The organism is Paraburkholderia ribeironis (genome assembly GCF_900019265.1).
GTDB lineage: Bacteria > Pseudomonadota > Gammaproteobacteria > Burkholderiales > Burkholderiaceae > Paraburkholderia > Paraburkholderia ribeironis.
Window position 1 is genome coordinate 1 of record NZ_CYGX02000011.1, and the last position, 26,984, is coordinate 26,984.

Annotated in this window: 26 protein-coding genes; 8 read left to right on the forward strand and 18 right to left on the reverse strand. The window is 64.8% G+C overall.

Going from position 1 to position 26,984, the window contains the following annotated elements; all coding sequences use genetic code 11:
* Nucleotides 1-360: 360 nt before the first annotated feature.
* The 9 genes from BN2475_RS05530 to BN2475_RS05570 all read right to left on the reverse strand — a co-directional run bounded on the left by BN2475_RS05530 (nt 361) and on the right by BN2475_RS05570 (nt 9,853).
* Nucleotides 361-921 carry a phosphonate degradation HD-domain oxygenase gene (locus BN2475_RS05530; protein WP_094778567.1) on the reverse strand — a complete coding sequence of 187 codons (561 nt, stop codon included), beginning with the start codon at nt 919-921 and terminating at the stop codon, nt 361-363.
* A 4-nt stretch (nt 922-925) separates the two neighbouring features.
* Nucleotides 926-2,377 (reverse strand): phosphonoacetaldehyde dehydrogenase, encoded by a 1,452-nt coding sequence (gene phnY, locus BN2475_RS05535; protein WP_162494321.1) that lies wholly within the window; start codon nt 2,375-2,377, stop codon nt 926-928.
* Nucleotides 2,374-3,663, reverse strand: coding sequence for a phosphonoacetate hydrolase (gene phnA / locus BN2475_RS05540; RefSeq protein WP_094778569.1), 1,290 nt, complete (start codon nt 3,661-3,663; stop codon nt 2,374-2,376). The genes phnY and phnA overlap by 4 nt, the downstream gene beginning before the upstream one ends.
* A 76-nt stretch (nt 3,664-3,739) precedes the next feature.
* Nucleotides 3,740-4,492, reverse strand: a complete 753-nt coding sequence (locus tag BN2475_RS05545; RefSeq protein ID WP_245841150.1) for a phosphonate utilization associated transcriptional regulator — start codon at nt 4,490-4,492, stop codon at nt 3,740-3,742.
* 74 nt (nt 4,493-4,566) lie between these two features.
* Nucleotides 4,567-5,430: a 2-aminoethylphosphonate ABC transport system, membrane component PhnV gene (gene phnV, locus BN2475_RS05550; protein ID WP_094778570.1), complete on the reverse strand. Its 864-nt coding sequence runs from the start codon at nt 5,428-5,430 to the stop codon at nt 4,567-4,569.
* Complete coding sequence (locus tag BN2475_RS05555) at nt 5,420-6,412, reverse strand: 2-aminoethylphosphonate ABC transporter permease subunit (protein ID WP_174641874.1); 993 nt, start codon at nt 6,410-6,412, stop codon at nt 5,420-5,422. The genes phnV and BN2475_RS05555 overlap by 11 nt, the downstream gene beginning before the upstream one ends.
* Nucleotides 6,390-7,490: a 2-aminoethylphosphonate ABC transport system ATP-binding subunit PhnT gene (gene phnT, locus BN2475_RS05560; protein WP_094778608.1), complete on the reverse strand. Its 1,101-nt coding sequence runs from the start codon at nt 7,488-7,490 to the stop codon at nt 6,390-6,392. Before phnT ends, BN2475_RS05555 begins: the two co-directional genes overlap by 23 nt.
* Nucleotides 7,491-7,587: 97 nt before the next feature.
* Nucleotides 7,588-8,679, reverse strand: a complete 1,092-nt coding sequence (phnS, locus tag BN2475_RS05565; RefSeq protein ID WP_094778572.1) for a 2-aminoethylphosphonate ABC transporter substrate-binding protein — start codon at nt 8,677-8,679, stop codon at nt 7,588-7,590.
* A 418-nt stretch (nt 8,680-9,097) separates the two neighbouring features.
* Complete coding sequence (locus BN2475_RS05570) at nt 9,098-9,853, reverse strand: DeoR/GlpR family DNA-binding transcription regulator (protein ID WP_094778573.1); 756 nt, start codon at nt 9,851-9,853, stop codon at nt 9,098-9,100.
* Nucleotides 9,854-10,097: 244 nt separating this feature from the next.
* On the opposite strand from BN2475_RS05570, the gene BN2475_RS05575 reads away from it, so the two are divergent.
* Nucleotides 10,098-11,657, forward strand: a complete 1,560-nt coding sequence (locus BN2475_RS05575; protein ID WP_094778574.1) for an ABC1 kinase family protein — start codon at nt 10,098-10,100, stop codon at nt 11,655-11,657.
* A 373-nt stretch (nt 11,658-12,030) separates the two neighbouring features.
* Entirely contained in the window at nt 12,031-12,903 is an 873-nt protein-coding gene (locus tag BN2475_RS05585) for a DMT family transporter (RefSeq protein ID WP_094778575.1), read from the forward strand.
* Nucleotides 12,904-12,947: 44 nt separating this feature from the next.
* Here the strand turns inward: BN2475_RS05585 and BN2475_RS05590 are convergent, their stop codons facing one another.
* Nucleotides 12,948-13,958, reverse strand: a complete 1,011-nt coding sequence (locus tag BN2475_RS05590) for a L,D-transpeptidase (protein WP_245841151.1) — start codon at nt 13,956-13,958, stop codon at nt 12,948-12,950.
* 427 nt (nt 13,959-14,385) lie between these two features.
* Between BN2475_RS05590 and nadE the strand changes: the two genes are divergently transcribed.
* Entirely contained in the window at nt 14,386-15,246 is an 861-nt protein-coding gene (nadE, locus tag BN2475_RS05595) for an ammonia-dependent NAD(+) synthetase (RefSeq protein WP_094778610.1), read from the forward strand.
* A 161-nt stretch (nt 15,247-15,407) separates the two neighbouring features.
* Here the strand turns inward: nadE and BN2475_RS05600 are convergent, their stop codons facing one another.
* The 4 genes from BN2475_RS05600 to BN2475_RS05615 form a co-directional block, all read right to left on the reverse strand.
* Entirely contained in the window at nt 15,408-15,671 is a 264-nt protein-coding gene (locus BN2475_RS05600) for an RNA-binding protein (RefSeq protein WP_094778576.1), read from the reverse strand.
* A gap of 440 nt (nt 15,672-16,111) precedes the next feature.
* Entirely contained in the window at nt 16,112-16,360 is a 249-nt protein-coding gene (locus BN2475_RS05605) for a hypothetical protein (protein WP_094778577.1), read from the reverse strand.
* Nucleotides 16,361-16,405: 45 nt separating this feature from the next.
* On the reverse strand, nt 16,406-18,070 hold the full coding sequence (locus tag BN2475_RS05610; protein WP_094778578.1) for a S10 family peptidase: 1,665 nt from the start codon (nt 18,068-18,070) through the stop codon (nt 16,406-16,408).
* Between the two features lie 76 nt (nt 18,071-18,146).
* On the reverse strand, nt 18,147-19,715 hold the full coding sequence (locus tag BN2475_RS05615) for a S53 family peptidase (protein WP_094778579.1): 1,569 nt from the start codon (nt 19,713-19,715) through the stop codon (nt 18,147-18,149).
* A gap of 304 nt (nt 19,716-20,019) precedes the next feature.
* Between BN2475_RS05615 and BN2475_RS05620 the strand changes: the two genes are divergently transcribed.
* A complete protein-coding gene (locus tag BN2475_RS05620; protein ID WP_094778580.1) occupies nt 20,020-20,529 on the forward strand; it encodes a DUF1993 domain-containing protein in 510 nt (169 codons plus the stop codon).
* Nucleotides 20,530-20,717: 188 nt separating this feature from the next.
* Here the strand turns inward: BN2475_RS05620 and BN2475_RS05625 are convergent, their stop codons facing one another.
* Nucleotides 20,718-21,038, reverse strand: coding sequence for a YnfA family protein (locus BN2475_RS05625; protein ID WP_094778581.1), 321 nt, complete (start codon nt 21,036-21,038; stop codon nt 20,718-20,720).
* Nucleotides 21,039-21,176: 138 nt separating this feature from the next.
* On the opposite strand from BN2475_RS05625, the gene BN2475_RS05630 reads away from it, so the two are divergent.
* Nucleotides 21,177-21,350 (forward strand): DUF1289 domain-containing protein, encoded by a 174-nt coding sequence (locus tag BN2475_RS05630; RefSeq protein ID WP_094778582.1) that lies wholly within the window; start codon nt 21,177-21,179, stop codon nt 21,348-21,350.
* A 67-nt stretch (nt 21,351-21,417) separates the two neighbouring features.
* Here BN2475_RS05630 and BN2475_RS05635 read toward each other — a convergent pair whose 3' ends face one another.
* Nucleotides 21,418-22,161 (reverse strand): LysE family translocator, encoded by a 744-nt coding sequence (locus BN2475_RS05635; RefSeq protein WP_094778583.1) that lies wholly within the window; start codon nt 22,159-22,161, stop codon nt 21,418-21,420.
* A 156-nt stretch (nt 22,162-22,317) separates the two neighbouring features.
* Here BN2475_RS05635 and BN2475_RS05640 point away from each other — a divergent pair, with 156 nt between their 5' ends.
* Both BN2475_RS05640 and BN2475_RS05645 read left to right on the forward strand, forming a co-directional pair.
* Nucleotides 22,318-22,785 (forward strand): Lrp/AsnC family transcriptional regulator, encoded by a 468-nt coding sequence (locus BN2475_RS05640; RefSeq protein WP_094778584.1) that lies wholly within the window; start codon nt 22,318-22,320, stop codon nt 22,783-22,785.
* A 65-nt stretch (nt 22,786-22,850) separates the two neighbouring features.
* Nucleotides 22,851-23,084 carry a hypothetical protein gene (locus tag BN2475_RS05645; RefSeq protein ID WP_094778585.1) on the forward strand — a complete coding sequence of 78 codons (234 nt, stop codon included), beginning with the start codon at nt 22,851-22,853 and terminating at the stop codon, nt 23,082-23,084.
* A 260-nt stretch (nt 23,085-23,344) separates the two neighbouring features.
* Here BN2475_RS05645 and BN2475_RS05650 read toward each other — a convergent pair whose 3' ends face one another.
* Together BN2475_RS05650 and BN2475_RS05655 are read right to left on the reverse strand one after the other, a co-directional pair.
* Nucleotides 23,345-23,821, reverse strand: a complete 477-nt coding sequence (locus tag BN2475_RS05650; RefSeq protein ID WP_094778586.1) for an OsmC family protein — start codon at nt 23,819-23,821, stop codon at nt 23,345-23,347.
* A gap of 89 nt (nt 23,822-23,910) precedes the next feature.
* Nucleotides 23,911-24,342: a hypothetical protein gene (locus BN2475_RS05655; RefSeq protein WP_094778587.1), complete on the reverse strand. Its 432-nt coding sequence runs from the start codon at nt 24,340-24,342 to the stop codon at nt 23,911-23,913.
* Between the two features lie 290 nt (nt 24,343-24,632).
* On the opposite strand from BN2475_RS05655, the gene BN2475_RS05660 reads away from it, so the two are divergent.
* Complete coding sequence (locus tag BN2475_RS05660) at nt 24,633-26,639, forward strand: bifunctional DedA family/phosphatase PAP2 family protein (protein ID WP_094778611.1); 2,007 nt, start codon at nt 24,633-24,635, stop codon at nt 26,637-26,639.
* Nucleotides 26,640-26,984 lie beyond the last annotated feature (345 nt).

A 26,984-nucleotide genomic window follows, 5' to 3' on the forward strand; every position in this document is an offset into this window, starting at 1 on the left:
CCCACACTTATCGGCTGTTAGTTTTTAAAGATCGATCCGCCTACCCGACCGCACCCGGCTCAACCACCACCTGGCACTGCTTCGGTCTGCGTCGCTGCATCAGCAGCAGAATTATGGAGAACTTTCGCTACGCCGTCAACAGGTTTTTTCTGACTCACCGCCCTGCCCGCGCCGCCGAAAGCCTTGCCACTGCTGGCTTTCCCGCTTCCCCGTGCGCCGGTCTCCGGAGCACGAAAGAGCGAGATTCTAGCGAGCCCAGATGGGGCTTGCAAGCGTTATTTTGACGTGACTGAACCGCACTGGAATTGCTACACGGGCAGCGACGCGAAGAACGGGCCGAGCGCCAGAAGTACTCCTCGCTCACACAGCCGCGTGCTTGCGCATGACCCGCTCGACCAGGCCTAAATAGTGATTAAGATCCGGCGTCGCGCGGCCCTGTTCTTTTGCGCAATCGTCCCATTTACGTAGCCGCAATGCGTCTTCCGCATAGGGCTTCTGCAGGAACGCCTCAGCCTCCGCCCTGCTGAAGATGCCGCCTTGCAACGCCAGACTTCGCACCGAATCGGCGGACAACTGGCCAAAATACGCGTCGTCGATAGCGCATAGGCAGCGCTTGGCGTCTACATGCAAACGGATCGGCTCCAGCACCGCAACCGGGAACACCGGCCGCAAAAAAGGCAGCGCGAAATACTGATGCAGATCGTCGATGCCCCGCTCGGTCGGCGTGTCGCCTTGCAGATTCAGCAGGTGCCCAAGATCGTGCAGAAACGCGGCGGCGACCAGCTCGTCGCCGGCGCCCTCTTCTTCAGCCAGCGCACCGCTTTGCAACGCATGTTCGAGCTGCGTCACGGGCTCGCCGCTATAAGCCAGGTTGCCGTACTGCTCGAAGAGCGCGCGGATGTCGTTCGGATTCAACGCCACACTCTTACTCCCACGGTAGTGAAAAGGTCTTCAGGTTGGTGAAGCTCTTCATCGCCTCCTGAACGCCTTCCTTGTAGCCAAGCCCGGAGTCCTTGATGCCGCCGAACGGTGTCAGCTCGATACGGTAGCCAGGCACTTCCCACACGTTGACCGTGCCCACTCGCAATTCATTGATGAGGCGCGTGATCGCATCCTGCCGGTTCGTGCACACTCCCGACGACAAGCCGAACGGCGTCCCGTTGCTGATCCGGATGGCGTCGTCGAGCGAGTCGAAGGTGATGATCGGCGACACGGGTCCGAAGGTTTCCTCGCGCACCAGCGTCATTGACGGATCGACACCGTCGAGCACCGTCGGCGAATACAACGCGCCGTCGCGCTGGTTGCCAAAGCGCAGCCGCGCACCGCCCGCGATCGCTTCGTTCACGCGGGCTTCGAAGAGTTGCGCCGCGGCGACGTCGATCACCGTGCCCATCTGATTCGACGCATCGAACGGATCGCCGAACGACCAGGCCCGCGTCTTCTCCACGACCAGATCGCTGAACTCCGCCGCAGCCCGCTTTTGCACCAGCATCCGCTTGACCGCGGTGCAACGCTGCCCCGAGTTCTTGTACGAGCCCTGCACGGCGAGCGTCGCCGCGCGCTCGAGATCGGCGTCGTCGAGCACGATCAGCGGATCGTTGCCACCGAGTTCCAGCACCACGCGTCGGTACGCCGCCTTCGCTGCGATGTACTTGCCGATCGCCACGCCGCCAGTGAACGTGACCAGTTCCGCCAACGCATGCGTGATCAGTTCATCGGCGATTTCGCGCGGATCGCCAGTCAGCACCTGCAGCATCGGCGCGGGCAAACCGGCTTCGTACAGCACATCGGCCAGATAAAGGGCCGACAGCGGCACCTTCTCCGACGGCTTCAGCACCACCCGATTATTCGTCGCGATCGCCGGCGCGACCTTATGCGCGACCTGGTTCATGGGGTGATTGAACGGCGTGATCGCGACGATCACACCCGCGAGCGGCTCGCGCTGCGAAAACACCCGCCGCTTCCTGCCATGCGGCGTCACATCGCAGCAGAAGCTTTGCCCGTCGTCGTGCAACGCTTCGATCGACGCGAACTTGAACACGTCGGCCACGCGACCGATCTCGTAACGCGAATCCTGCTTCGACAAACCCGATTCAAGCGAAATCAGATCCGATGCCGCCTCGGTCCGCTCGCGCAGCAGCACCGACGCGCGTTCGAGAATCTGCGAACGCTCGTAGCGCGTGAGCGTCGGCTGATAGGCCGCTGCATAGTCGAACGCGGCGCGTACATCGTCGACGCTGGCGAGCGGCACCGTGCCCACGCGCGTGCCGGTATAAGGATCGAACACGTCGAACGTACGCGCACGCGTCGCGCGCTCGCCTCGCAGCCGCAGCGCTTCGGCCCGGAAGGCCGGATGGTCCCGCAGCGGGGTGGTCATGATGCCGAGACGCGATTCAACGCGACGTCGAAGATATCGAAGTTGCGCAGCCGCTTGCCACCGCCGCCACCGCCACCGCCACCACCGCTACCGGCAGGCAGCGACTGAACGCGCCGGTTGAACAGCAGCGGCACTTCCTGCTCGGAAATCCCGCCGTGCGAGCGCAATGGCACGGTCAACCCCGACAGGTCATGTTCATCGCGCCGCGTGCCGAGCGCGACATGTTTGGTGCTGACCACGACGATATCGCCGACGCGATCCTCAGGCAGTTCGAAACGTTCGCACGCCGCGCGCCGGTTGAGCACGACTTCGATCCCCTGCAACCTGCCGATCCGCTCGATCACCTGTGCGGCATCGGCATCGCGCGGCAGATAGACGGTTGCGAACGATCCCAGCGCGCCGTGATGCACGACATACGGATCGGTGATCGGCAGGATCACTCGCGCCACTTTCGCACCGAGCCAGTCGTCCAGCACGTCTTGCAGATAGATCACGTTCGGCTCACCCGTGGTCGGATCGTGCTTGGCGTTCATGCCATGATCGGCGGTCAGACCGATCACCCAGCCGAGCGCGTCCAGCTTCGCCAGGTAGCCGTCCATCATCGCGTAGAACGCATTCGCGCCATCCGTGCCCGGCGCCCATTTGTGCTGGATGTAGTCGGTGGTCGACAGATACATCAGGTCGAGCTTGCGGGTTTGCGCGAGCCGTACGCCGGCGGCGAACACGAATTCGGACAACCCTGCGCTATACACATCGGGCAACGGCAAGCCGACCAGACCAAGCACGTCGTCGATGCCGTTTTCTTCGCACGTCACCTTGTCGGCTTTTTCCGCCGAGAAGCAGATGCCCTTCAGTTGCCAGCCGAGCAGCCTGCGCAGTTTGTCCTTCGCGGTGATGACGGCAACCGCGGCGCCCGCCTCGGCGGCGGCGGCGAGCAACGTGCCCGCGCGCAGATAAGCGGGATCGTTCATCATCACTTCCCCACCCGCGCCGCCATTCGCGTCGGGGTCCCAGAAGTAATTGCCGCAGATGCCGTGCACTGAAGGCGGCACGCCGCATACGATCGACAGATTGTTCGGGTTGGTGAACGACGGAATCACGCAGTCGGCCTTGAAGGCCGCACCGCCCTCGAGCATCTTGCCGATGAACGGCGCGACGCCCGCCGCGACCGCGGCTTCGAGATAGTCGAATTCGCAGCCATCGACGCACACCACGACGGTCGGTTGCGAAGGTAGCCGATAACTGCGGCCGTTGACTTCGATCGTGTGTTCGCTTGAGTTTGCCATCGTCGCCTTCCATGCGTGCCTGGCACGCGTGCGGTGGTAATCGGTTGCAGCCAGTCTCGATCGCGCTCGAGCGCGCTCAATCGCCCGGCATCGACGCGCTCCGCACGCCGCCTGGCGGGTCGGCCGGGTCGGCCTGGTCGGCCAATTCGCACGCCGCATGGGCGCGCTGCAAGCCGCCGTTCACATGCGCGCGCATCAACATCGCGGCACGGTCCGCGTCGCGCGAAGCGAGCGCGGTCAGAATCGCGCGATGCTCGGCTAGCGAGCGCTCCATCGCGTCGGCTTGCACGACCAGCGCGGCCCGGCGAAACAGGCTCAACTCGCTCGCGAGCCTCCGATACGTCTCGTACAGCTTCCGGTTGCCCGACGCCGCTACCAGCGCATCGTGAAACGCCACGTTCGCGCGTGCGTACGCGTCGCGATCGTGCGCCTCGAGCGCGGCGCGCATCGCGTCGAGCCGATCGCGCAACACCGCGAGCTTGCTGGCGTCGATGCTCGCCGCCAGCAGCCGGCACGCCGCTTCTTCGAGCACGGCGCGCACCGCGTAGATCTCATCCGCTTCCGCCAGCGACACCGTCCGCACGAACACGCCGCGGTTCTTCTCGGTGCGCACGAGGCCGGCCTGCTCCAGCGCGCGAAACGCCTCGCGCACCGGCCCCCGCGAGACCCGCAAACGCGCGGCCCAATCGGCTTCGCTGAGCTTGTCGCCGGGCGCGAGCGTCCCTTCGACGATATGCCGTTCAATCGCGTCGCGGACCAGCGTCGTCAGCGAATGCCGGCGCACGACCTCGATCGGATCGATAGAAGCAGAGTGCATATGTTCGGTCATTTTGACAAATTTTGCCACATCGATGAGCATTTGCGCGCGACGTCACACGCAAACACCCACATCGCAATTGCTCGTCAGTCCATCCGACGGCGTGGAACGCGCGCCGCGATCAACAGCAGCGCGGCCAGCGAGACCAGCAGCAGAATCAGCGACAGCGCGGACGCCGGCAGGTAATAGCCGCGCTCCACCTGACCGACGACGACGATCGGCACGGTCGCAAAGCCCGGCGGATACACGGTGAGCGTGGCCCCAAGTTCGCCGAGCGACAGCGCGAAGCCGAGCGCGAGACTGGCGCGGATCGCCGGCACCAGTTGCGGCAGCACGACGCGGCGCAACACCATCGACGGCGGCGCACCGAGACTCGCCGCCGCTTCGCGCAAAACCGTCAGCTCGGGGCGCAATGCCGCGGCGGCGCAGCGATAGCAGAACGGCAGCACCAGCGCGAGCTGCACGAACACGACGATCGCCGCCGAGCTCGACAGGTCCAGCGGCCGCTTGTGATAGGCGATCAGCACCGCGAGCCCAAGCACCACGCTCGGCACGCCGTTGGGCATCATCGCGACGGTGTCGACGAACGCGCCGAGGCCACGCCGGTCGCGTCCTTCGAGCGCGAGCGCGAGCCACAGGCCGAGCATCGTGCCGAGCACCGCGACGCCCATACCGACTGCGAGACTGGTCCTCAGCGCGTCGAAGTCGCTCGAGGCAAGACGCTCGAACCAGCGCGTGCTGAACCCGTCGGGCAGGATCGTGCCGGACCAGTGCGCCGCCACGCTCGACAGCGCCACGACCAGCACCGGCAACACGAACAGCCAGAAGCACAGCAGCGCGGCGCAGCCGAGCAGCAGGCCGCCGAGCACGCGCGCCGCGAGGCTGCGGCGCACCGGCCGCGCCTTCTTGTGCATGACCGGCAATACGGTCGGGTCGAGTTCAACGGCCATGGCCCGCTCCTTTCACCCTGCGGCGGTTGACCCGCCGATACAGCGCGTACAGCGACAGGGACATCATCAGCATCACGACCGCGCCGGCGGCGGCGGTCGGCAGATCGAGGTCGACCGTGGCGGCGCTGTAGATCGCCACCGGCAGCGTAATCAGATGCGCGCTGCCGAGCACGAGCAGAATGCCGAACTCGTTGAGCGTCAGCAGGAAACAGAGGATCGTGCCCGCCGCGATGCCCGGCCACGCGAGCGGCAGAATCACCTTGAACGCCACCATCAGGCTGTTCGCGCCGAGGCTGCGGGCGGCTTCGATCAGACGCTGGTCCAGCATCGCGAACGAGGCCAGCGTGGGACGCACGACGAACGGCGCGTAAAACACCACTTCCGCGAGAATCACGCCGCCGACGCCGAACAGGAAATCGAGCGGCGGCGCCGGCAGATGAAAGAGCCGCTGCAAGCCGATACTGACCGAGCCCTGCGAGCCATACAGAAAGATCAGCGTGAAAGCGACCAGAAACGACGGGAACGCGACGAACAGTTCGAGAAAGCGCGTGATCATCCGCGCGCCCGGAAACGGCTTGAAGAACAGCAGCGACGCCAGCGCGACGCCGAGCAGCGACGCCAGACCGGCGCTCGTGAACAGAATCCACAAGGTCGTGCCGATCACGCCGCGCGTTTCGGGATTGCCGAAGAACGCCGCATAAGCGTGCATGCTCAGACCGTGCGAGCCGGTAACGCTGAGCATCACGAGGCGCACGAGCGGATAGATGACCAGCGGTCCGAGCACCACCACGGCAATGAACAGCAGATGCCATTGCGCCGCCCGTTCGCGGCGCTTCACCGCGGCCGCGTGCGCCGCGGCGCTGGCACTGCGGCGCGCGTTGGCGGCGAGGTCCGCTGAGGCGTCGGCGCAGACATCGGCGGCGCTATCGGCAGCCACCGCGGCGAGCGGCTTGGGCGTATCAGGGCTTGATAAGAACGACATCGTCAGCCTCGTAACGCAGGGAAACCCGCGCGCCCTTCTCCGGCATCATGCCGAAGCTGCGCTGCATGGTGACGAGCACCGGCTCGCTGGGTAGTGCGTCCAGCATCACCGAGACTGACAGCACCGCGCCGTACCACTCGACCGACGCGATCGCGCCATGCAACTGCCCTTCCCCCAACGGCACGATGCGCAGCGCCTCGGGACGCAGACAGGCCACCCGGTCGCGCTCGCCGTAGCGCACGTCGTCCATGCCGAACGCGATCTGCGGCGGCAGCAGATTGGCCGCGCCCAGGTAACGCGCGACGAAGCCGTCCGCCGGCGTGTCGTACAACTGCTGCGGCGTGCCGAGTTGCGCGATGCGGCCTTCGCACATCAGCAGCGTGCGGTCGGACAGCACCAGCGCGTCGTCCTGATCGTGTGTCACGCAGACGATCGTCAGGTTCGGCAGGCGCTCGTGCAGCGCCTTCAGTTCGGAGCGCACCGACGCGCGCAGATTGGCGTCGAGTGCGGAAAGCGGTTCGTCGAGCAGCAGCACGTCGGGCTCGATCACGAGCGCGCGGGCGAGCGCCACCCGCTGCTGCATGCCGCCCGACAGTTGCTCGGGCATCACATGGCCGGCGTCGCCTAGCTGCACCAGCTTCAATACATCGGCGACACGTCTGGCCACGTCTTTCGCCGGCGTGCGGCGTGCGCGCAAACCGAACGCGACGTTCTCGAACACCGACAGATGCGGGAACAATGCGTAGCTCTGGAACAGCAGGCCGAGATTGCGCTTGTGTGGCGGCACGTGCGTAAGATCGTGGCCGGCCACGGTCAAGGTGCCGGCCAGCCCGTCGGCCTCGATGAAGCCGGCGATGAAACGCAGCAAGGTCGTCTTGCCACAGCCACTGCGGCCGAGCACGGTGAGCAACTCGCCGCGCTGGATGGTCAACGACAGATCGTCGAGCACCGTGCGCGTACCGAAGCGCACCGTCAGATGATCGATCTGCACGCCGCCGGGTGCGTTCGCACGCGCGGCATCGAGCGCATCTGGCGATGCGTCGAGCCCACTGGGGTGAACGAGACTGGCCGAATTCACCGGGTTCATCCTCCAACGAGATTGGTGCTGATGCAGCGCCTCGCGAGACCAGGAGACGCTGCCCGACGCAGTGACTGCAACCAGGTCGAACGGCGGCTTACTTCGGCTTGACCACGTCGATCTGCTTGCCCGACGAACCGATCACTTCGTTCTTCCAGCGCGCGGTCCAGTCGGCCTTCTTCGCCATCACCTGATTCCAGTCCACCGGAATCAGCTTCACGCCCGCGATGGCCTGCTTGACCGCTTCGCCGTTCTTGCCGGCAAGCGGCACGTCGGTGCGGCCGGGAATGCCGAAGATGTCCGGCACCTTCGCCTGCACTTCCGTCGACATCAGATAGTCGATCAGCTTCTTGCCTTCCGCCTGGTTCGGACCGTTCTTGATCAGGCCGATCGCGTACGGCAACTGGAAGGTGGTCGGCTGGCCGCCGGGCTCGGCGGCGAGGAATACCGGCTTGAGCGACAGGCCGCCGTTGGCCGCGTCGTCCATATCCATCTGCAGGTCGCCGTTGGCGACGGCGATTTCGTTACGCGAAAGCAGCACGTCGAGGTAGCCGGTGCCCTTGGTGTGGAACTTGGCGCTTTGCTCGAGCTTCTTCAGGTAGTCGAACGCCTTGTCCTCGCCCATCAGCGACGAGGTCAGAATGATCACCGCCATGCCGTCGCCCGCGGTGGCCGGGTTCGAGTAGGCGACCTTGCCGCTGTAGTCCGGATGCAGCAGGTCGGCGAAGGTCTTGGGCTGGTTCTTCGTGATCTCCGGGTTGATCGCAAACGAGAAGTAGTTGTTCACGAAGGTCGCCCACGCACCGTTCGGCGCCTTGGCAATCGCCGGCACGTTCTTGTAGTTGGCGCTCTGGTAAGCCTGCAGCAAGCCGTTCTGATCGGCTTGCTGGATGAACGGCGGCAGCGTGACGATCACGTCGGCCTTCGGCTGATCCTTTTCGATGGTGGCGCGGTTCACCACTTCGCCGCTGCCCGCCGTGACGATGTTGACCTTCACGCCTTCCTTCTTTTCGAAGGCCGGCAACACGTCTTTATAGAGGTTCTCCAGGCCGTCGGCGGTGTACAGCACCACGGCGTCGGCCGCGTGCGCCTCTATCGCCGTGCCGCCGAAGGCCGCCGCGGCGACCAGCGCCGGCAGCAGTTTGCGCACGAGGCCGGCCGTTGCTTGAAGGGAATTCGTCGTTGTCATGTCGTTTTCTCCGAAAGGCAAATAACCAAACGCCAAGGATAACCCGATACCTGTTGTGATTGAACGGCAGTCGCGCCGCGCCGCTTACGTGTTGCCCGCAGTCAGTCGTCGTGCCGGTCTGCGCGGATTGCAGATTGCCGACAACCCGGCTGCTTTTTCTCCAGCCTGACTCACAGCCCACCTACGACATTCGCGCTGTCCGCCCTGCCTGAACTGGCAGAGCAAGAATCACAGGTTTCGGTGACAACGCCGTGACTATTCTGGCGAATTCCACAAAACGACACAATTCGCCAATTCCCGAGCGTCACCGTTTGGCCACCGTTTCGTCACTGTGTGCGGCACTGCATGCGCACGAAGTCGCGAGCTGCAACGTGTATCAGCTCGCCGGCGCAGCCACCGTTCATCGGCAGCCAGTCGATCAGGCGATCAGGATTTCCGGGCCGTGCGCCGTGATGGCCTTGCCGAGCGCGCGCTCGGGCGCCAGTTCGGTCACGAGATAACGCGCCGATTCGATACCGTTGATGCGCACCGGCGTCACACGGCCGAACTTCGAATGGTCGGCGACGATCACCACCATGTCCGCGGCCGCGATCATGCGGCTGCGCACCTCGGCGGCCATGCGGCTGTAGTCGGTCAGATAGCCGTCCGGCGAAATCCCGCCAGCGCCGATGAAGGCGAAGTCCGTGTGGTATTGCGTGAGCTGCTGGACCGTGTCGAGCCCGAAGGTGGCGTCTTCGATATCGGACAGTTCGCCGCCGAGCAGCGTGACGCGGTTGTCGTTGCGCCGGCCGAGCAGCAATGCGATGCGCCAGTCGTTGGTGTAGACCACGAGACGATGGCGGTCGAGCAACGCCCGCGCTACCGCCTGGGTAGTGCTGCCCGAATCGATGATCAGCGATGCGCCGTCCGGCACGAACTCGGCCGCACGCTCGCCGATCGCACGCTTCGCACCGGCGTTCGCGGCCTCGCGCGTATCGAGGTCGGGCTCGCGCCGGTCGCTCGACAGCGCCCCACCGTGAGTGGTGACGAGCAGACCGCGCCCGGCCAGCGCGTTCAGATCACGGCGGATGGTCTCGCGCGACACGTTCAGTTCGCGCACCAGCTCGGCGACCGACAGCGCGCCGGCTTTGGCGACTTGCGCCAGGATGTATTGATGACGTTGTTCTGCGAGCATCTTTAGAAGGCCGGAAGCCGGCACACCTGGGTTTCGCCACGGTGGAGAAAGCCGCCGTATTGTATTACGCGTTGCGCGGCTACGCTCCTCGCGGCGTGCCTGGCTGGCGACTTATCTGCCAACCTGGTTGCCAACCTGCCTGGCGACTTATCCCCCACTTACCTGCTAACCTTGATGCCTTGGCCGCGCGCCGATGTCGGGTCGCCCCTTGCCGATACTGCCCGGTCCGCTTACCGAACTACCGATGCCGCCACTGTTTCGCCGACTACTGCTGCTGTTTCACGCGCTGCGTTACGGCGCGCGCCTGATCTGGCTCGCCGCGCCGCCCGGGCACAAACTGCGCTGGGTAATCGAGTTGATCGGCCGCGTGCATGCATCGGAAAGCAGCGGCCAAAGCCTGCATGCCGTGCTGCCGATGCTGGGACCGCTTGCCAGCCGCTTCGCGCAGACGCTCGCCACGCGACCCGAACTTGCGACCGGCACCTTGCACGACGCCATCGACGCGATCGATCACCTGGAAACCCCACTGCCGCCTCACGAGTCCGAACAGGCATTGGCGCGCGCTTTCGGTCGGCCGCTCGCCACGCTGTTCAGTGCGGTGGATCTGGTGCCGGTGGGCAGCGGCTTCGCCGAGCAGACGCATTTCGCACGCCTGCTGAGCCCGATCAAGGGCCATCACGAGGTGGCGATCAAGCTGGTACGCGCCGACCAGTTGCAACAGATCGGCGACGAACTTGCGCTCTTGCGCTGGGTCGCGCGCTGGCTGGAGAAGCTGTCACGCACCGCACGCCGCCTGCAAGTGCGCGCGTTGGCCCAGACCTTCACCGACGACATCCTGCGCCGCTTCGATCTGCGCGCCGAAGCCGCCAACCTGAGCCAGACCGGCCATCACTTCGACGGCGACGCGCGCATCGTCGTGCCGGCCGTTATCTGGGACCTGTGCACCAACCACACGCTGACGATGCAGCGCATCAGCACGTTGCCGGCGAGCGATCTGCCCGGCCTGCATGCGCATCATGTCAAGCTCGCGCCGCTCGCCGCGCACATCGTCGAAGTCGTCACCGAGCAGGCGTTCGAGCATGGCTTCTTCCATGCCACACTCGATGGGCGCCGCGTGCGCGTGAGCATCGAACCGGACACGCTGGGGCGCGTCGTGCTGGCGGAGTTTTCGATCATGTCGACGCTGTCCACCGGCGAGCGCGAGTTCTTCGTGCACGGCGCGACCGCGCTATTCGACCAGGACTACGGGCGGCTCGCCGAGTTGCATCGCGACGCCGGACACGTGCCGCACGACACGCGTGCGGAGATGCTCGAAGCCGAGTTGCGCATCGGCGCCGAAGCGCACTTCGCGCCCGCTGCGCAAGACCGCTCGGCGGGCTCGCTGTTTCATCATCTGCTGCACGCGGTGCAGCCCTTCGAAGGCGCCGTGCCCGGCAACCTCGCCACCGCGCAACGCTCTTTGCAGCAGGCCGAAATGCTGGCGCGTGCGCTGCATCCGGGCGTCGATACGTGGACCATCACGCGTGACGTGCTTGCGGATATCGCGCGGCGCGACACCGATCATCGCGGCTGGATCAGGCATATCTCGCGCGAGCTGCCACATCTCGCGCAGATGCTGCCGCGCGTGCCGCATCTGGCGGTTCGCTATCTGCAGCATGAGCACGAGCGCGCACGTACGCCGCAGCAAAACGCGCGACTGATCGCGGAGATCGGCCGCGAGTACCGGCGCACGCGGGCGCTTCTGTGGGCATGCGTGTTGTGCGGCGGCGCGCTTGGCGCGGGGACGATACTGTTGATGTGGTAACGGCGCCCGCCGACGGCCGCACGAGACACCCCTTGCGCGACGCGCACGCAGCCCCCGCCGACGCGCCTCCCGCTTTCCGCTTTCCCCCTCCCGCTTCCCGCTTCCCGCTTCCCGCTTCCCGCTTCCCGCTTCCCGCTTCCCGCCTCCCGCCTCTCACCGATTGCACCGATTGCGCCGTTTGCGCCGTTTGCGCCGTTTGCGCCGTTTGCGCCGTTTGCGCCGTTTGCGCCGTTTGCGCCGTTTGCACCGTTTGCACCGTTTGCACCGTTTGCACCGTTTGCACCGTTTGCGCCGTTTGCACCGATTGCAGCTTCGAACAAGACGCGCCGCACCTATCGCGACAAGATGACGGCTTTTCACGTCATCCCTGCCGATGCTCGCTTCCTTCATTGCCGCTGTCTTTGTCGTGCTGTGGTCGACCGGTTTCGTGGTCGCCCGCGCAATCACACCATATGCCGATCCCAATCTCTTTCTGCTGGCGCGCTTCGGCGGCACGGCGCTGATCTTCGCGCTCGCCGCCGTGATCGCGCGTGCGGCGTGGCCGAGCAGCCGCGACTTCGGCAAACATCTGGCAGCAGGCGCGCTGCTGCAAGGCGTCTATCTCGGCGCCGGCTACTGGGCCGTCGCGCAAGGCCTGAGCGCCGGCGTGATGGCATTGCTCGGCGCGCTGCAGCCGCTCGCGACCGCCGCCGTCGCAGCGCCGCTGTTCGGCGAGCGGCTTGCGCCGCGCGGCTGGACCGGCATGGCGCTCGGCCTCGCCGGCGTCGTGCTGGTGCTCGAACCGAAGCTCGCGTCCGCCGCGCCGTCGACCTCGCAGGGCAACGCGCCGGCGTGGCTGGTCGTGCTCGTCTCGATCGGCGCGGTCGCCGCGATCACGGCGGGCACGCTGTTTCAGAAGACTTCGCTGGCAAAGGCCGATATTCGCAGCGCGAGCGCGGTGCAGAATCTCGGCGCGGCGTGCGTCGCGGCCGTGCTTGCACTGACGCTCGGCGAGCATCGCTGGATTGCGTCGCCTACGCTGTGGGGCTCACTGGCCTGGGGCATCGTGATGCTCTCCGGCATCAGCGTCACGCTGCTCGTCTGGATGGTCAGGCGCGGCGACGCGGCGCGCGCCACCGCGCTGATGTTTCTCGCGCCGCCGCTCGCCGCGCTCGAAGGCTATCTCGGCTTCGGCGAAACGTTGCTGCCGGTACAGATCGCCGGATTTGCCGTCGCGCTGGTGGGCGTGTTGCTGGCACGGTCGTGAGACACGAAACGCAAAGCGGCAGCCGCAACCAGCAAGGCCGTGAATCAATCGGCCGTATCCGCGCCGGCTGGCACTTTGGCGCGCGCCTTGCCGCCGGGCGCCGGCGCCCACGCCGGCCGGCTCTTGCGCTCCGAATCCACCACCACGATGTAACGCCCCGCCCATGGCGGAATCTGGCGATCGCTTTTCAACACCCACAGCGATTGCCCGGAGTCGACCAGCGTCACATATTCGGCATCGAGAATGCCGTAGTGGTCGAGAAACGTATTGAGCGACGCGGGAATCCGCACGCAGCCTTTCGAGTGACGAATGCCGAGCAGCGACTCGAGCCGGTCGGGATCGGTAGCATGCATCTGGAAGCGCATCTGCGACATGCCGCCCTTGCCCCAACCGCGCTCGGCCTGCGCCCAGCCGATGTCGAAGATCCGCATATCGCGCTTGCCATAGCCGCGGATATGGTTTTCGTTCTGCGTGCCCTCGGAGCGGAAATCCATGTTGGCAGGCGTATGTTCGAACACGCCGAGCGGCGTGATGAAATGGTCGTACTCGCCGGGCTTGCCCGTCGAAACCGGCGACGCGCCAATCATCTGCCAGGCGTCGGACGGGACGGCGCGAAAGTAGATGAAGAGCGCCTGCACGTTGGCGTTGCGATCGACCAGCACGACATACTCGCCCGACAGGTTGCCCAGTGCGTTCGCTGCGAGCGCGGCTTGCAGGCGATCGGCATCGGCGCGTTGCTCGGCGGCCGGCACCTTGAGGCGGCGCGTGACGTTGTGTGCGAACACGTCGCGCAGCAGAAACGCGCGACGTGGATCGACGACACCCGCTGCATCGGGCGCCGCAAGCGCGGATGCGTCGACGGCAACCGATGGACGGCGCAACGGGGCAACTGCTTTCGCCGCTGCCGCTGCACTCGCCGGAACCGGTTCGTGAGCCGAGACCGCCATCGCAGCGGTGCATGTCGATGCGCACAACGCAGCCACCAGCACGCGCGTCAGAATGCGCGGAGCAAGCACGGCGCGGATCACGCGCGACATGCAGCAGGTATACGGCATGCGACCCGCCTTGCGCCGACGATCTACCGATGTGAACGTCAGGCGATCCAATCCAGGCTGGCCGGGCCGATCTGGGTAGTTCATCGCGTAGTTGAGCAAAGCTGATTATTATTGATTTTTCGCCGGTTGCTGTGGCGCCCGGAACGAGGATGTTACTAAGCGTATTGCGATCTGTCGATAAAGACGCGGCGAATTAGTCAATTTCACTGAAATGCCGAGCATTTTTGTCAATCTGCGCAGCGGTTTAAAGGCAATGTAATCCGCGATTCAAAGCCAATATCGGTGTTAAAACGCGAGACCGGTCCATTGCGGATGCGAATGAAACCGCGTCGGAGCCATCCTTCTCGCGGGTTCGCCATTTATCTCATCGGCATGCGAGCGTTCGTTATGAACAATATGCAAGCGCGCAAAGGAGCACCATCAAATGATGACACAACACGATCCAGTCGACCGCCAGGCAAGTATCGCAGCGGAAATGCACGTCGCCGGCGAATTTGACGCCGGCCGGGAAATCGAGCGCCGGGTTGCTTTTCTGGCGAACTATCTGCGCAGCAGCGGCCTGAAAACTTATGTGCTCGGGATTAGCGGCGGCGTCGATTCGACCACCGCCGGGCGACTTGCTCAACTCGCCGTCGAGCGGTTGCGCGCCGATCATTACGACGCGCAATTCGTCGCAATACGCCTGCCTTACGGCGAGCAACAGGACGAAGCCGACGCGCAACAGGCAGTGCGCTTCATTCGCGCCGACGAAAATCTCGCGATCGACATTCAAGCCGCCGCCGATGCGATGCTCGCCGCGCTCGATCACAGCGGCGTGTCATTCAAGGACGAATCGCAACGGGATTTCGTGCACGGCAATATCAAGGCGCGCCAGCGCATGATTGCGCAATACGCGGTAGCCAGCACGCGGGCCGGCGTGGTGATCGGCACTGACCATGCGGCCGAGTCGGTGATGGGCTTCTTTACGAAGTTCGGCGACGGCGGCGCCGATGTGCTGCCGCTCGCCGGGCTGAACAAGCGTCGCGTGCGTGCGGTGGCGAAGGCACTAGGCGCACCCGAGGCGCTGGCGCACAAGGTGCCGACCGCAGACCTCGAAATGCTGCGCCCGCTTCGTCCCGATGAAGACGCCTATGGCATCCCATACGACGCGATCGACGACTTTCTGGAAGGCAAACCGGTGAGTGATGTCGCCCGCGCCACCATCCTGCAGTTCTACGAAGTGACGCGTCACAAGCGGGCGCTGCCGTACACGCCGTTTGACTGGCCGACACAAACGGACGGGCAATGAGCCAGGCAAAACAGTGGGGAAGCCGCGGGAATGCAGCGAGGTCGGGATGGCCATGATGGCAGCCGTAGCGACGGCCGTCGCAGCAGGCACGCGCGGCATGAAACTCACCACCCGACATGCGCGCGGCTCGTGCCGCCTTCGCAGCGTCTAGCCGCAGCCGATCACCGGGCAGGCGGTTCGTCGCTGAATAAATCGGCAGTCGCCTCGAGCGCCTGGCCGCCCAAATGCTTGCCGTGAATCTGCCGTGCGATCACTTCGCCCACGTAAGGCACTTCGGCGTCCAGTTCGACCGTGGCATAGGCGCCGGGTTTGCCAGCGTCGACCACTTCGACATTTTTCGCATAATGCCCGAGTTCATGTTTGAGGAACTCCCGCACGTCCTGCTCGCTGCACGATTCCGCGATATTGCGCACGATCAGGTTCATGCTGCCTATCTCCGACGCGCTTGACGTTCCGTGCCCCGATCCGTGACCCGCACCCGCACTGGACGCAGCGCGGCGCGCTGTTTCGCCCGAGCGGCGGCGACTTCGCGAATCACGACAACACCGGCGGCGCCCACAGCGACCAATGACAGATAGAAGGTAATCATTTAAATCTCCCCTGCGAATTTCGTCCTTTGTTCAGGATAGCCATATCCGACTGCAAAAGCGATGCAACACAGTGTCGAAAAGCGGACGGGAAATCTCCGTTAATGCACTGCATCTGAATAAAGCGGACCGAAAATAGCAATATATCCGTTCGTTCAGCAGCGCACGGGGGCGGTCAACGCGTCAGCAATCCGTGCCGAAAGCAAGAACCGGCCCGCGACTTGCATCGCCACGGCATCCTGCGGGGAAGTGCGCGAGGCGCGGACTGGTCGACGGGATCAGTCCGCTGCTTGCACGTTGGCCGCGCTCACCCACCACGTATTCTTGCCGTGCGGCAGTTGAACCAGCACCGCGGACGGATCGTCGACACCATCGTCGGCGATCTGGCATACCGGCAGGCCATCCGGCAGGTAAGCAAGCCGCCTGCGCGACGGACACGGGTAGGAGCTGCGGCTACTGCTCGCACGCAACCCTCCCCGTCCGCTCGTCGCGGCCTTCGTGTTTGCCAATCCAGCGACGCCACGCATTGCGCCGCTTCGTTGCGCAATGCAACGCGCGTCGCGGATTGATCGCTACTTCGCCACCCGGGCCTGCAACGCGCGAATACGGGCGAGCGCCTGCGTATTGGCCACCGTCGAGTCATACATTTTCGCCAGATCCGCCTTCAGCGCGGTGCGCGAGCCGCCGTCGAGATAAATCATGTGCCCCGACGGATAGAATCGCGCCGACAGATTCTCCCGGACCTGCTGACTGAGCAGCGGCATCTGCTGCAGATCGAGCACGGTCTGATAGAACGGCGTCACAAAATCGAAGAAGCCGTTCGCCGACAGCACCTTCAGATCGGGATTGAGCGCCATCACGGCGGCAAGATCGCCCGCGGTGTACAGAACGATGTTGCCCTGCGCGTCGAGCCCCTTCTGCGCGCCGGTCGGATCGATGTGGCCGAAATCCCAGTATTTGAAGGCCTGATCGTTCAGATCGGTGAACGCCGAATTCGACGTGTATTTCAGCTGCTCGTTCAGATACACGTTCCACATCGTCGTGTAGACGCCTGAGACCGCCGTCATGGTTGGATCGTTGCCGCCGGAGTTCGGGTCGATCTTGCCGGCAATGCCCGTGTCGATCGCCGTGACCCGGCCGTCGTACGCGCCGAGCGCGAGACCTTGCGACTTCAGCAGGGTGGTCAGAAAAAGCGAATTGCCCCGGCTGTCGTATGCGGCGATATCGAGACTCCACGCGAGCAGCGTCGTCTTGTCGATGCCGGTGTACTCGCTGAGCTTTTCGACGGTAGCCGAGTCCGTGGTCGGAAACTTGCGCAGCGCCGCCAGATAATCGGTGCGCGAGAATTGCGCGACTTCTTCGGCGAAGGCGCCGAGATCGGTGGGCCGCGGCGCGACGCCGAGCTTCTTGTGATACCAGGCGTCCGCAGCCGCCGTGGGCAACGTGCCCACCGGGTTGCCGGATTGCGTGTAATCAAGAATCGACGACTGCAGCGTGATGCCGTTCAGATCGACGCCGTCTTCGTGCAGCCTGTACGCGAGCACGCAACTGCGCGCCGTGCCATAGGATTCACCGAACAGGTACTTCGGCGAATTCCAGCGGTTGTTCCTGGTCAGAAAGCGCTTGATGAACTGCTTGATCGAATCGGCGTCCTGGTCGACACCCCAGAAGTCGCGATTCTTTTTCGGCGCGATCGCCGCCGAATAGCCGGTGCCGACCGGATTGATGAAGACCAGATCGCTGCGGTCCAGCAGACTGTCCGGATTGTCCTCCATCGAGTAGGGCGCGGGCGGCGTAAAGCCCGGCATCGACGTCTTGATGCGGCGCGGCGCAAACGAGCCCAGCAGCACGAACACGGCAGATGACCCTGGCCCACCGTTGTAGAAGAACGTCACCGGGCGGGTTTCCTCCTTCTGTTTGTCCTGCGTGAACGCAACGTAGAACATCCGGGCTTCGGGCAGCGAACTGCTCGGGTCGACGATCACCAGATGACCCGCCGTCGCCGTGTAGTTGATTTTGGTGCCGCCGATCGTCACCGAATGATGTGTAATCGCCGCGGTTTCAGTGACGTCGGTCACCGAATCGTCCGGCCCGTTGCCATACGCGACCGGATCGAAGAACGGCTGATCCCCGGCCTTGTGCGGCGCGCTGGCCGGCGCAGAGGCGGCGGTGGGCGCCGAAGGATGAGAATTGTGCGGCGACTGCGGACTACCGGAAGCTGACTCTATGTTCGTCATGATCGCTCCATGGGTTCGTTCACGTCTTGTAGGTCACGCCCCCCAGGAGGACTTCCTTCGGGGCGTGTGTTGCAGACTATAGTGCGGCGGCCACTTTCTGACCATTGGGACTGCCGAGTCCCGTGCAGGCGTCCCAACCCACGGACGCCGCGAAACTGCCGTTGTTGCCCTGTGTGATGTCGTTGCACACGCCCGGCGTCTTGTACAGCTTCGGGTTGATAAAGCCGGCTGGCTGCCCTTTGGCCGCGTTGATCCGCGCAATCAGCGCGGCCCACAGCGGCGCGACCGCGCTGGTGCCGCCGACCACCGTCTGCGTGCCGTCGATCAACACCTCGTAGCCGGTGGCGGGCGATGCATCGCCCGCCACGTCCGGCACACCGCGCCCGCCAAGCGGTGCGGTGCCGCCGCCCGTCGACGTGGCCGACAAACCGTTCTGCCACGCCGGCACCGGGAAAGCCTGGCTTACTCCGCCGCCGCTCGCGCCGCCGTCGATGCCGTCGTTCCATACCACTTCGTGCGAGATCGACGTGCCCGACGCGCTCAGCGTGGTGCCGCCGCATGCCAGCACATAGGGGCTCGACGCCGGAAAGTCGACCTGATCGACGCCCGCGCCGTCGCTCGAGCCGCTATCGCCCGACGCTGCACAGACTGTCACGCCGAGCGCCGCCGCGCTCTGCAACACGCTGTTGAACGCCTGCAGCGACTGGTTGGTCCAGCGCGATTCCGGTCCGCCCCAACTGATCGAGATCACCGAAGGCTTGTTGGTCGTGTCGTGCACAGCGCGGCTCACCGCGTCGATGAAACCGGCGTCGCTGTTCGGCGTGAAGTACACCGCGATGGTCGCGTGCGGCACGATCGCACCGACGATTTCGATGTCGAGCGTGACTTCGCCGTCCGGCCCGTTGGGGTCGCCGCTCGGCTGATTGCGGCCCTGGTCGACGCCGACCGCCTTCACCGTGGGCGACGCGACGCCGAGGCTCGCGAAATAGGACGTGAGATCCGCGGTGTTATAGCCACCGCCGAGTTCGATGATGCCGACGCACTGCCCGGCGCCATCGCCCTGCGGAAACTGGTAAAGCGACGCGAGTTGCGGCGGCGTAAAGGACACCTGAGCGGACACCTGAGGCGCAAGGGTCGGCACGAATGGCGGCCGGATCCGGAAGTGTGGCCGCGCCTGGGGCCGGTCGTCGAGCCCGAGCACCGCCTCCACGGCGCCGTGCAGATCGTCCGGCACGCTGATTGCGCCAGTGCGGCCACGGAACTGCCCGGCCGCGTGATGCTGATAGCGTTCCAGCTTGACCTCGAAGGCACTCTCGAATTGGGCAATCGTGCCGCTCAATACCACCGAGCGCGCCGCCGCGTCTTCACGCGCCACCGCGAGGCCATGCCCGGCGGCAAAAGCTTTGACCTTGGCGATGTCGTCCGGCGCGGCGCCGTACTCATTGGCGAGCGCCTCGCGCGACAGTGGCTTGACGCTCGCGTCGCCCGCTTCGATCCGGCTCATCAGCGCATCGAACTGGGCCTGCCGCTGACGGCGCAGTATCACGAAAACCTCGATCCGCTGCGCTGGGTCGCATTGCCCGACAACCTGCGAACCGGGTTCGACGGTTCGTTCGCTTCCCGGCAACGGGTACTTGTTGACCATGGTGTCGACTCTCCTGTTAGCGTGCCGCGCGGAGCGCAAATGGCCCGAGACACGGCGCGCGCCTGCCCAACCTCATTGCCTGACGGTTGGCGGCGGGTTGCTGTTCCAAGAACTGCGTCAAACCATCCGACCAAAGCATTCGAACACAGTTCCGGGGTGCGCGGCAGTTATCCGGATGGCTAACGCCGGGCTGCACCCATGCGCATCGTGCGCCGCTCGCGCTATGATGCTGCAGCGGCAATCCAGCCGTTACATTGCCTCGCGCGCTGCCCGCGCGCACGATCCAGGAATCAGAGGAACTCCCATGCCAATCTCGATGTATCAAGCTTCACTGCCCGTGCTGATTCGCGGCCTGACGAACCTGCAAGCCATCCTGGGCAAAGCCGAAGCGCACGCCGCCGAGAAGCAGATCGAACCCTCGGTGTTCACGAACGGCCGGCTCGCCCCTGACATGCTGCCGCTCGTACGCCAGATCTATATCGCGAGCGATACCGCCAAGGGTTGCGCGGCGCGTCTGGCCGGTGTTGAAGCGCCGAAATACGAAGACGTCGAGCAGACCTTCGAAGAGCTGCAGGCCCGCCTTCAAAAGACGATCGACTATCTGAAAGAATTCAAGCCCGAGCAGATAGACGGCTCGGAAGAACGCGCGATCACGCTGAAGATGCGCGTGGGCCCGATCGAGTTCACGGGGCTGTCGTATCTGCTCGGTTTCGTGCTGCCGAATTTCTATTTTCACGTCACGACGGCGTATGACATTCTGCGTCACAACGGCGTCGAACTCGGCAAGCTCGACTATCTGGGCGCCATCAAGTAACGGGGCGGCTGCCGCGGCGACCTACGCGTGATTTGCGCGTGATTTATGCGGTAGGCCTGCGCAGTGACCTGCGCGGTGGCCTATGCAGTGACCTGCGCGGTGGCCTGCGCGGTGGCCTGCGCGGTGGCCTGCGCGGTGGCCTGCGCGGTGACCTGCGCGGTGACCTGCGCGGTGGCCTACGCAGTGGCCTAAATACGCGGCTGGAACGCGATGACCGCCATGCCAGCCAGCGTCAACGCAACGCCAGCCGCGTCCCACGACGTAGGTCGCACCTTGTCGACCCACCATAGCCAGGCGATCGCCACCGCGACATACACACCGCCGTAAGCCGCATAGACGCGGCCCGCGGCGGTGCCGTGCAGGGTCAGCAGCCACGCGAACAGCGCGAGGCTGAGCGCGCCGGGCAGCAGCAGCCAGACGGAGCCGCCGTCCTTCAGCCAGCGCCACGGCAAATAGCAGCCGACAATCTCGGCAACTGCGGTCACGACATATAGCAGAAACGTTTTCATCGATGGACAAGGACAAAGGGTTGTGTCGCCGCGAACTGGCACGCGGCTTCCTATCGGCTTTATTAACACAATCACTTTGCGCGGTGGGCATGGACCGCGCGACAGTCGCCGCACCCTGTTGCCTGATGGCTATCGCTCATGAGCATCGCATCACCCTGCATCGACATCTGCAAGTTCGACGATAAAACCGGTTTCTGTATCGGCTGCATGCGCACGCGCGACGAATGCAAGAGCTGGAAGAAGATGAAGGACAAGCATCGCAGGAAGATTATCGACGACCGTCCGAGTCGCGAACACAAGCTCAAACGATGAGCGGGACAGCGCAGCCGGGGCGCACCGCCCCGCGCGCATCGTTCGAGGATCGCTGAACCGTTCGCCCTCAATCCAGCGAAAGCCGCAGCGCAAAACCGATCAGCGCGACCGAAAACGCCCAGCGCTGCACCGTCTGCGCGAGCGGATGAGCTCGCATCCAGCGCGCGATCCGTGCGGCGCCGATCACATACATCGCGTCGAAACATGCGCCGATCGCGAGCAGCACCAGGCCGAGTTCGACCATCTGCAGAGCAATCGGTCCCGCGTCGGGACGCACGAATTGCGGCAGCAGCACCGAGCAGAACAGCAGCGCCTTCGGGTTCAGCAGGTTCGTCAACAAGCCTTTGATAAAAGCGGCTCGCAGCGGCTGGGACCTCGCGGTCCCGGCCGCTGTGCCGCGTTCATTGCCAGCCTCATTGCCGCCCTCATTGCCGCCCTCATTGCCGCCCTCATTGCCAGCCTCATTGCCTGCCTCATTGCCCGCCTCGCCGCCGCGCGCATCGCCGACCGCTCGCAGCGCAAACACCGGCGAGCGGAAGATCTGGATCCCCACCCACGCGAGATAAACCGCGCCGCCATATCGCACGACGTCATAAAGCCAGGGCGCGCTGCGCAACAGTGCCGCCACGCCGCAAGCCGACAGCGTCACATGTGTGGCGCGGGCCACGCCCAGCCCGCCGGCGGCCGCGAAACCGCTGCGCACGCCACGCCCGATACTGGTTTGCAGCAGCAGCGCCATATCCGGCCCAGGCACCGCATAGACGACGAAAAGCGCGGCAATGTACACGGCCAGCAGGTGTGCGGAAATCATCGAGTTCTCCTTGTTTTCAATGGCTCTATGTTGCTATCGTCGACGGAGGGTTTGCTGGCGATTTACTGGCTCATGCGCTGATGATTTGGAGGAATGCGCTAATATTCAGACTCTCCTTCATGTTTTCCCCTAATCTGTCGCAGCCACTCCGAAGCCATGACGACCGAGCTCGATAAAACAGACCGTGCGATCCTCGCCGCGCTGCAGAATGATGGCCGCATGTCGAACGCGCGGCTGGCCGAAACGGTCGGCCTTAGCGAGACGCCTTGCGCGCGCCGTCTGAAGCGGCTCGAAAACGATGGCTATATCGACCAGTACCGCGCGATGCTCTCGCGCTCGGCACTCGGCTTCGGCGTGGTGGCGTTCGTCTACGTGCGCTTTGCCGTGCACGACCGCACCGTGGCGACCCGCTTCGAGCGCGAGGTGCAGGCGCTCCCGCGCATCCTCGCGTGTCATAACGTGTCGGGCAGCGCCGACTACATCCTGCAAGTGGTGGCGCGCGACCTCGACGACTACGGCACGTTCATGCGCGACGTCGTGCGCAGCCTGCCTGGCGTGACGTCGGTGGAGTCGGCGTTGTCGTTGCGCGAAGTGAAGGCCAACGGGGGCTTGCCGCTCTCCTGAGCGCGAACGTGGCATAGTCACCCCTTTGATATGGCGAAAGCCGTCCCGACCAACACGGAGTTTTCATGGACCACGACAAGGCGCGAGCCGAAGAATCAGCCGCGATGGAGCGCGTATTGACCGCGACCAAACGGGTGCAGACGGCCTTTGCGTCGCTGCAATCGCAATTCCCGCCGGCCGGCAACGGCAAGCCTTCACAGTTCGCACTGCAAACGTTCGACGCCGCGTTGCAGGAACTGGAAGACGCGCAAGCGGCATTCGACGAGTTGCTCGGCGATCTGCTCGACGGTAATCGTTGAGAGAGGGTTAGCCGCGAGGATCGCGGATCTGGAGCTTTGAGTCCGGAGTTTTGCGGCTTTGTGACTTTGCGGCTTCGTGCGGCTCGTGCGGCTTCGTGCGGCATTTCGGCAAACCGGCGGCGGCAGTACCCACGCGTTTCCAGCGCGACGTCCGGCGCAACCAGAACAGAAAATGCTTCGATCAACGAAGCATTTCGACTTTCAATCACAGTGGCGCAGCGCTGCCCCGTCGACGGCGAACAGCTCGCGCCACCTGCGCGTCAACGTGCGTCCGTTTCGATGACCGGCTCGCAGAGAATCGGAAAGTTGACCGAGTTCGCGAGATAGCACTTCTCGTGCGCCACATGATGCAGCTGCGTGGCCAGTTCGACATCGCCGCCGGCTCGAATGACGACGCGCGGCCGCAGAACGATCTGCGAAAAGCGGCCTTGTTGCGCGCTGTCGAGCATGGTGCCCTCGGCGTCATCGCGATAGTCGAGCACCACGACGCCGGCATCCGCGCAAAGATGCAGATACCAGAGCTTGTGGCACGCGCAAACCGAGGCGACCAGCAGGTCTTCCGGATTCCAGCGGTCGGCGTCGCCGAGAAAAGCGGCGTCCGACGAGCCAGCGATAGCCGGCTTGTTGCCCGCGGTGATCACATGGTCCCGACCATAGTCGCGATAACCCGATGTGCCGCTACCGCGGTTGCCCGTCCACTGCACCGATACCTTGTATTTGTGCTCGCCGTACGCCATACCTTCCTCCTCGTTGTCGAACCGGATTCTGTTGCCGGACGAGCATTTTAAACACAGCGAACGGACCCGCCCATGCCGCCCGTGACGCACTATCGAGGCGGTGCCGGCCGGCCGGTCACGTTCGGTGCGCGCGGATCGGGGTTCATGTACAGGCTCGTGCCGTTGGCGCGCCTGTCGATCGGCGCCGGTGCCACGTCTGCGCCACGCGTTACGCCGGCCGGCGTGCCTACGCCAGGCACTGGACCACGGCCGGCACTGGTGCCCACACTCGTTCCCGCGGCGGCGCCCGCATTACCCGCATTACCCGCATTACCCGCATTACCCGCATTACCCGCATTACCCGCGTTACCCGCGTTACCCGCGTTACCCGCGCTGCCCGCGCTGCCCGCGCTGCCCGCCTGCGCGCCATTCACGCCGCCGGTGGCGTTGCCCCACTGCTGCGCGCAGGCCGCACCCAACCCACCGATCATCACCGCCGCAATCAACGCCGACATTGCGACCCTGCCCGTTACGATCTTCATGACCTACTCCATCACATCATTGCGTTGCCGCTGGCGCGGCGTGCGCGCGACCAACCCCTCACGCAGTATGACGTCGTGCGTCCCGCTTTGTTCACGCGCGAAAAATCGGCGGCCGACGCGCGATCAGCGATAATCGCCCGCTCTATTCAAGGACGGTCACCCGGACGACGTGTGCCGTGGTCCAGCGTGCTACAGGACGGTGCACGAGCGTTCGCCACCGGCCGCCTGACGCAATGCGCGTTATGATCGATCGTTACGCCAGAACCGCCGACCGCGCACGATGGAGCACGATGGAGCACGCGTACATCCACCTTCTGCACCAGCTAGCCGGCCATTCGGCATGGATGCTCACGGTCGTCTTTCTGGCGTCCTTCCTCGAGGCGATCGCCGTCATCGGCACCTTCATCCCCGGCAGCACCGCGATGTTCCTCGCCGGCGCAGTGACCGGCACCGGATCGCTGAGCCTCGGCTGGGTCCTGATGTGGGCAATCGTCGGCGCCATTGCCGGGGACGGTATGAGCTTCTGGCTGGGCGGGCGCTACAAGGAACGCATAGTTCAGTTGAGGCCGTTCCGCAGACATCCCGAGGTACTCGACGCGGGCAAGGGCTTCTTTCGCAAACATGGCGCGAAGAGCGTCGTGCTGGCCCGCTTCATCGGCCCGTTGCGCGCCATTGTGCCGGTCGTGGCCGGCATGCTGGGCATGCGGCCGGTGCGCTTCTACGCGATGAACGTGCTGTCGGCGCTGCTCTGGGCGCCCGCCCATATCCTGCCGGGCGTAGTGTTCGGCGCGTCGGTGCTGCTCGCCGGCGCGGTGTCGTTTCGCCTCGTCGTGATCATCGTGCTGCTCGGTTGCATCGTCTGGTTCAGCTTTCGCGGCGCGGGCTTCCTGCTTTCGCACGCCAATGCGTGGTCGAGCGCGGCGGGCCGCCATCTGGGCGATTGGGCGTGCCGGCATCCCGGCCCGCTTGGCCGTGTCGCGCGCCAGATGCTCGATCCCGAGACGCCGGATGCGACCCACATCCTCGTGACTTCGCTGATCGTGCTGGTGGCCGGCGCGCTTTTTATCGGGGTCCTCGAAGACGTCGTCAGCGGCGATCCGCTGACGGCCGTCGATGTCTCCGTCTATCACTTCCTGCAATCGGTGCGCACGCCATGGAGCGACGCGGTCCTCGGCGGGCTCGCGACGCTCGGCAGCGGTATCACGCTGATCGCGCTGATCGTCACGGTCGCACTGTGGATGGTGTGGGAGCGGCGCTGGCGGACCATTGGCTACTGGCTCGCGGCAGTCGTGTTCTCGCAACTGCTGATTCTCGGCCTGCAGCTCGCGATGCAGCGCCCGCCGCCCAACGAGCTGATGACGAGCCACTACGTGTTTCCGAGCAATCACGTCGCCGCGACCGTCATCGTGTACGGCTTCCTCGCATTCCTGCTCGCGCGGCGGGTCGGCATGCTGGAAGGCGTGCTCGTCGCCGCAGCGAGCACGATCGTGGTGATCGTGGTCGCGCTCGCGGGTGTGTACTTCGGCAGGTACTGGCTGTCGGATGCGATCGGCGGCGCCGCGCTCGCGTATGTGTGGGTGGCCCTCGTCGCGCTGACGGCGATGTGGCGGCATCCGCAGCCGCCGCCGGAACGCGTGTTCATGCCCGCCGTGGTGCTGATCGTCATGCTGGTCAGCGTGGCCGTGCAGTTCGGCCTGAACCTGCCCGCACCGCCGCCGGGCAAGTCGCCGCCCGCGCCGCCCGTGGTGGTCACGCAATCGGCGTGGACCCTCGACGTGTGGAAGCAGCTGCCGTGTTATCGCTCGGATATGGGCGGCGACCGCAAGGAGCCGCTCACGCTGCAGTGGGTATCGGACCTCGATTCGATCCGCGAACAACTGCGTGCCCAGGGATGGGTCGAGGGCACGGACGTGTCCGTGCACAGCCTGCTCTCGCTCGCTTCGCCGGACGTCGCGGCGGTGTCGCTGCCGGTGTTGCCGAAGCTCAACAATGGGGTGCCTTCATCGCTGGTCTTCATGCGCCCCGGCGAGGGGCGCGACGAACGCGACGTGCTGCGCTTCTGGCCAAGCGGCTATGCGGTCGCGAACGGCACGTCCGCCACGCCGCTGTGGCTCGGTGCCCTTGCGCACGAACGGCTGTCCCGGCCTTCGTGGCCGATCAACATTCTGCGGGTCGAAAAGCAGGCCCGCGCGGCAGATGCGCACGCGAAATCCAGTGCCGGACTCGGCGTGGCGGTGCTGGCGAAGGTGGACTGCGATGGCGTGCCGGTATCGCTGCTTGCGTCGCCGATGGAGTGAGCGGCAGGACCGAGCGCTGGACTTGAGCGCCGTTGACCGGACTGCCGCTTGCGTGATCGGGAAAGGCCGACATGGGCGCAAGCGATAACCATACGGAGATGTCTGCATGCCCGCGCGTCCCGATCCGCTCTTCGTCGTTGCGCAGCGACTGATACTGAGCCTGTACGACGGTGGCGTTCTGTCGCCGGCCGCGCTCCCGCCTCCCTCTCACCGTAGCACTGCGAATCTTTTCCACTAGCGCAGTTCATTGGCACAGTTGGCAGAATGTTCTCATCAACAGGCTGCGAGAACGTCAATCGATAACTCGATCGACGGCACGAGAATACAGTCAGCCTTCGTGAGCTT

Bases quoted from the DNA above. Each gene is read 5' to 3' on its own strand.
- phnY (WP_162494321.1), bottom strand. From the start codon at position 2,377: ATGACCACCCCGCTGCGGGACCATCCGGCCTTCCGGGCCGAAGCGCTG.
- phnA (WP_094778569.1), bottom strand. From the start codon at position 3,663: ATGGCAAACTCAAGCGAACACACGATCGAAGTCAACGGCCGCAGTTAT.
- BN2475_RS05545 (WP_245841150.1), bottom strand. From the start codon at position 4,492: ATGACCGAACATATGCACTCTGCTTCTATCGATCCGATCGAGGTCGTG.
- phnV (WP_094778570.1), bottom strand. From the start codon at position 5,430: ATGGCCGTTGAACTCGACCCGACCGTATTGCCGGTCATGCACAAGAAG.
- BN2475_RS05555 (WP_174641874.1), bottom strand. From the start codon at position 6,412: ATGTCGTTCTTATCAAGCCCTGATACGCCCAAGCCGCTCGCCGCGGTG.
- phnS (WP_094778572.1), bottom strand. From the start codon at position 8,679: ATGACAACGACGAATTCCCTTCAAGCAACGGCCGGCCTCGTGCGCAAA.
- BN2475_RS05570 (WP_094778573.1), bottom strand. From the start codon at position 9,853: ATGCTCGCAGAACAACGTCATCAATACATCCTGGCGCAAGTCGCCAAA.
- BN2475_RS05575 (WP_094778574.1), top strand. From the start codon at position 10,098: ATGCCGCCACTGTTTCGCCGACTACTGCTGCTGTTTCACGCGCTGCGT.
- BN2475_RS05585 (WP_094778575.1), top strand. From the start codon at position 12,031: ATGCTCGCTTCCTTCATTGCCGCTGTCTTTGTCGTGCTGTGGTCGACC.
- BN2475_RS05590 (WP_245841151.1), bottom strand. From the start codon at position 13,958: ATGCCGTATACCTGCTGCATGTCGCGCGTGATCCGCGCCGTGCTTGCT.
- nadE (WP_094778610.1), top strand. From the start codon at position 14,386: ATGACACAACACGATCCAGTCGACCGCCAGGCAAGTATCGCAGCGGAA.
- BN2475_RS05600 (WP_094778576.1), bottom strand. From the start codon at position 15,671: ATGAACCTGATCGTGCGCAATATCGCGGAATCGTGCAGCGAGCAGGAC.
- BN2475_RS05605 (WP_094778577.1), bottom strand. From the start codon at position 16,360: ATGCGTGGCGTCGCTGGATTGGCAAACACGAAGGCCGCGACGAGCGGA.
- BN2475_RS05610 (WP_094778578.1), bottom strand. From the start codon at position 18,070: ATGACGAACATAGAGTCAGCTTCCGGTAGTCCGCAGTCGCCGCACAAT.
- BN2475_RS05615 (WP_094778579.1), bottom strand. From the start codon at position 19,715: ATGGTCAACAAGTACCCGTTGCCGGGAAGCGAACGAACCGTCGAACCC.
- BN2475_RS05620 (WP_094778580.1), top strand. From the start codon at position 20,020: ATGCCAATCTCGATGTATCAAGCTTCACTGCCCGTGCTGATTCGCGGC.
- BN2475_RS05625 (WP_094778581.1), bottom strand. From the start codon at position 21,038: ATGAAAACGTTTCTGCTATATGTCGTGACCGCAGTTGCCGAGATTGTC.
- BN2475_RS05630 (WP_094778582.1), top strand. From the start codon at position 21,177: ATGAGCATCGCATCACCCTGCATCGACATCTGCAAGTTCGACGATAAA.
- BN2475_RS05635 (WP_094778583.1), bottom strand. From the start codon at position 22,161: ATGATTTCCGCACACCTGCTGGCCGTGTACATTGCCGCGCTTTTCGTC.
- BN2475_RS05640 (WP_094778584.1), top strand. From the start codon at position 22,318: ATGACGACCGAGCTCGATAAAACAGACCGTGCGATCCTCGCCGCGCTG.
- BN2475_RS05645 (WP_094778585.1), top strand. From the start codon at position 22,851: ATGGACCACGACAAGGCGCGAGCCGAAGAATCAGCCGCGATGGAGCGC.
- BN2475_RS05650 (WP_094778586.1), bottom strand. From the start codon at position 23,821: ATGGCGTACGGCGAGCACAAATACAAGGTATCGGTGCAGTGGACGGGC.
- BN2475_RS05655 (WP_094778587.1), bottom strand. From the start codon at position 24,342: ATGAAGATCGTAACGGGCAGGGTCGCAATGTCGGCGTTGATTGCGGCG.
- BN2475_RS05660 (WP_094778611.1), top strand. From the start codon at position 24,633: ATGGAGCACGCGTACATCCACCTTCTGCACCAGCTAGCCGGCCATTCG.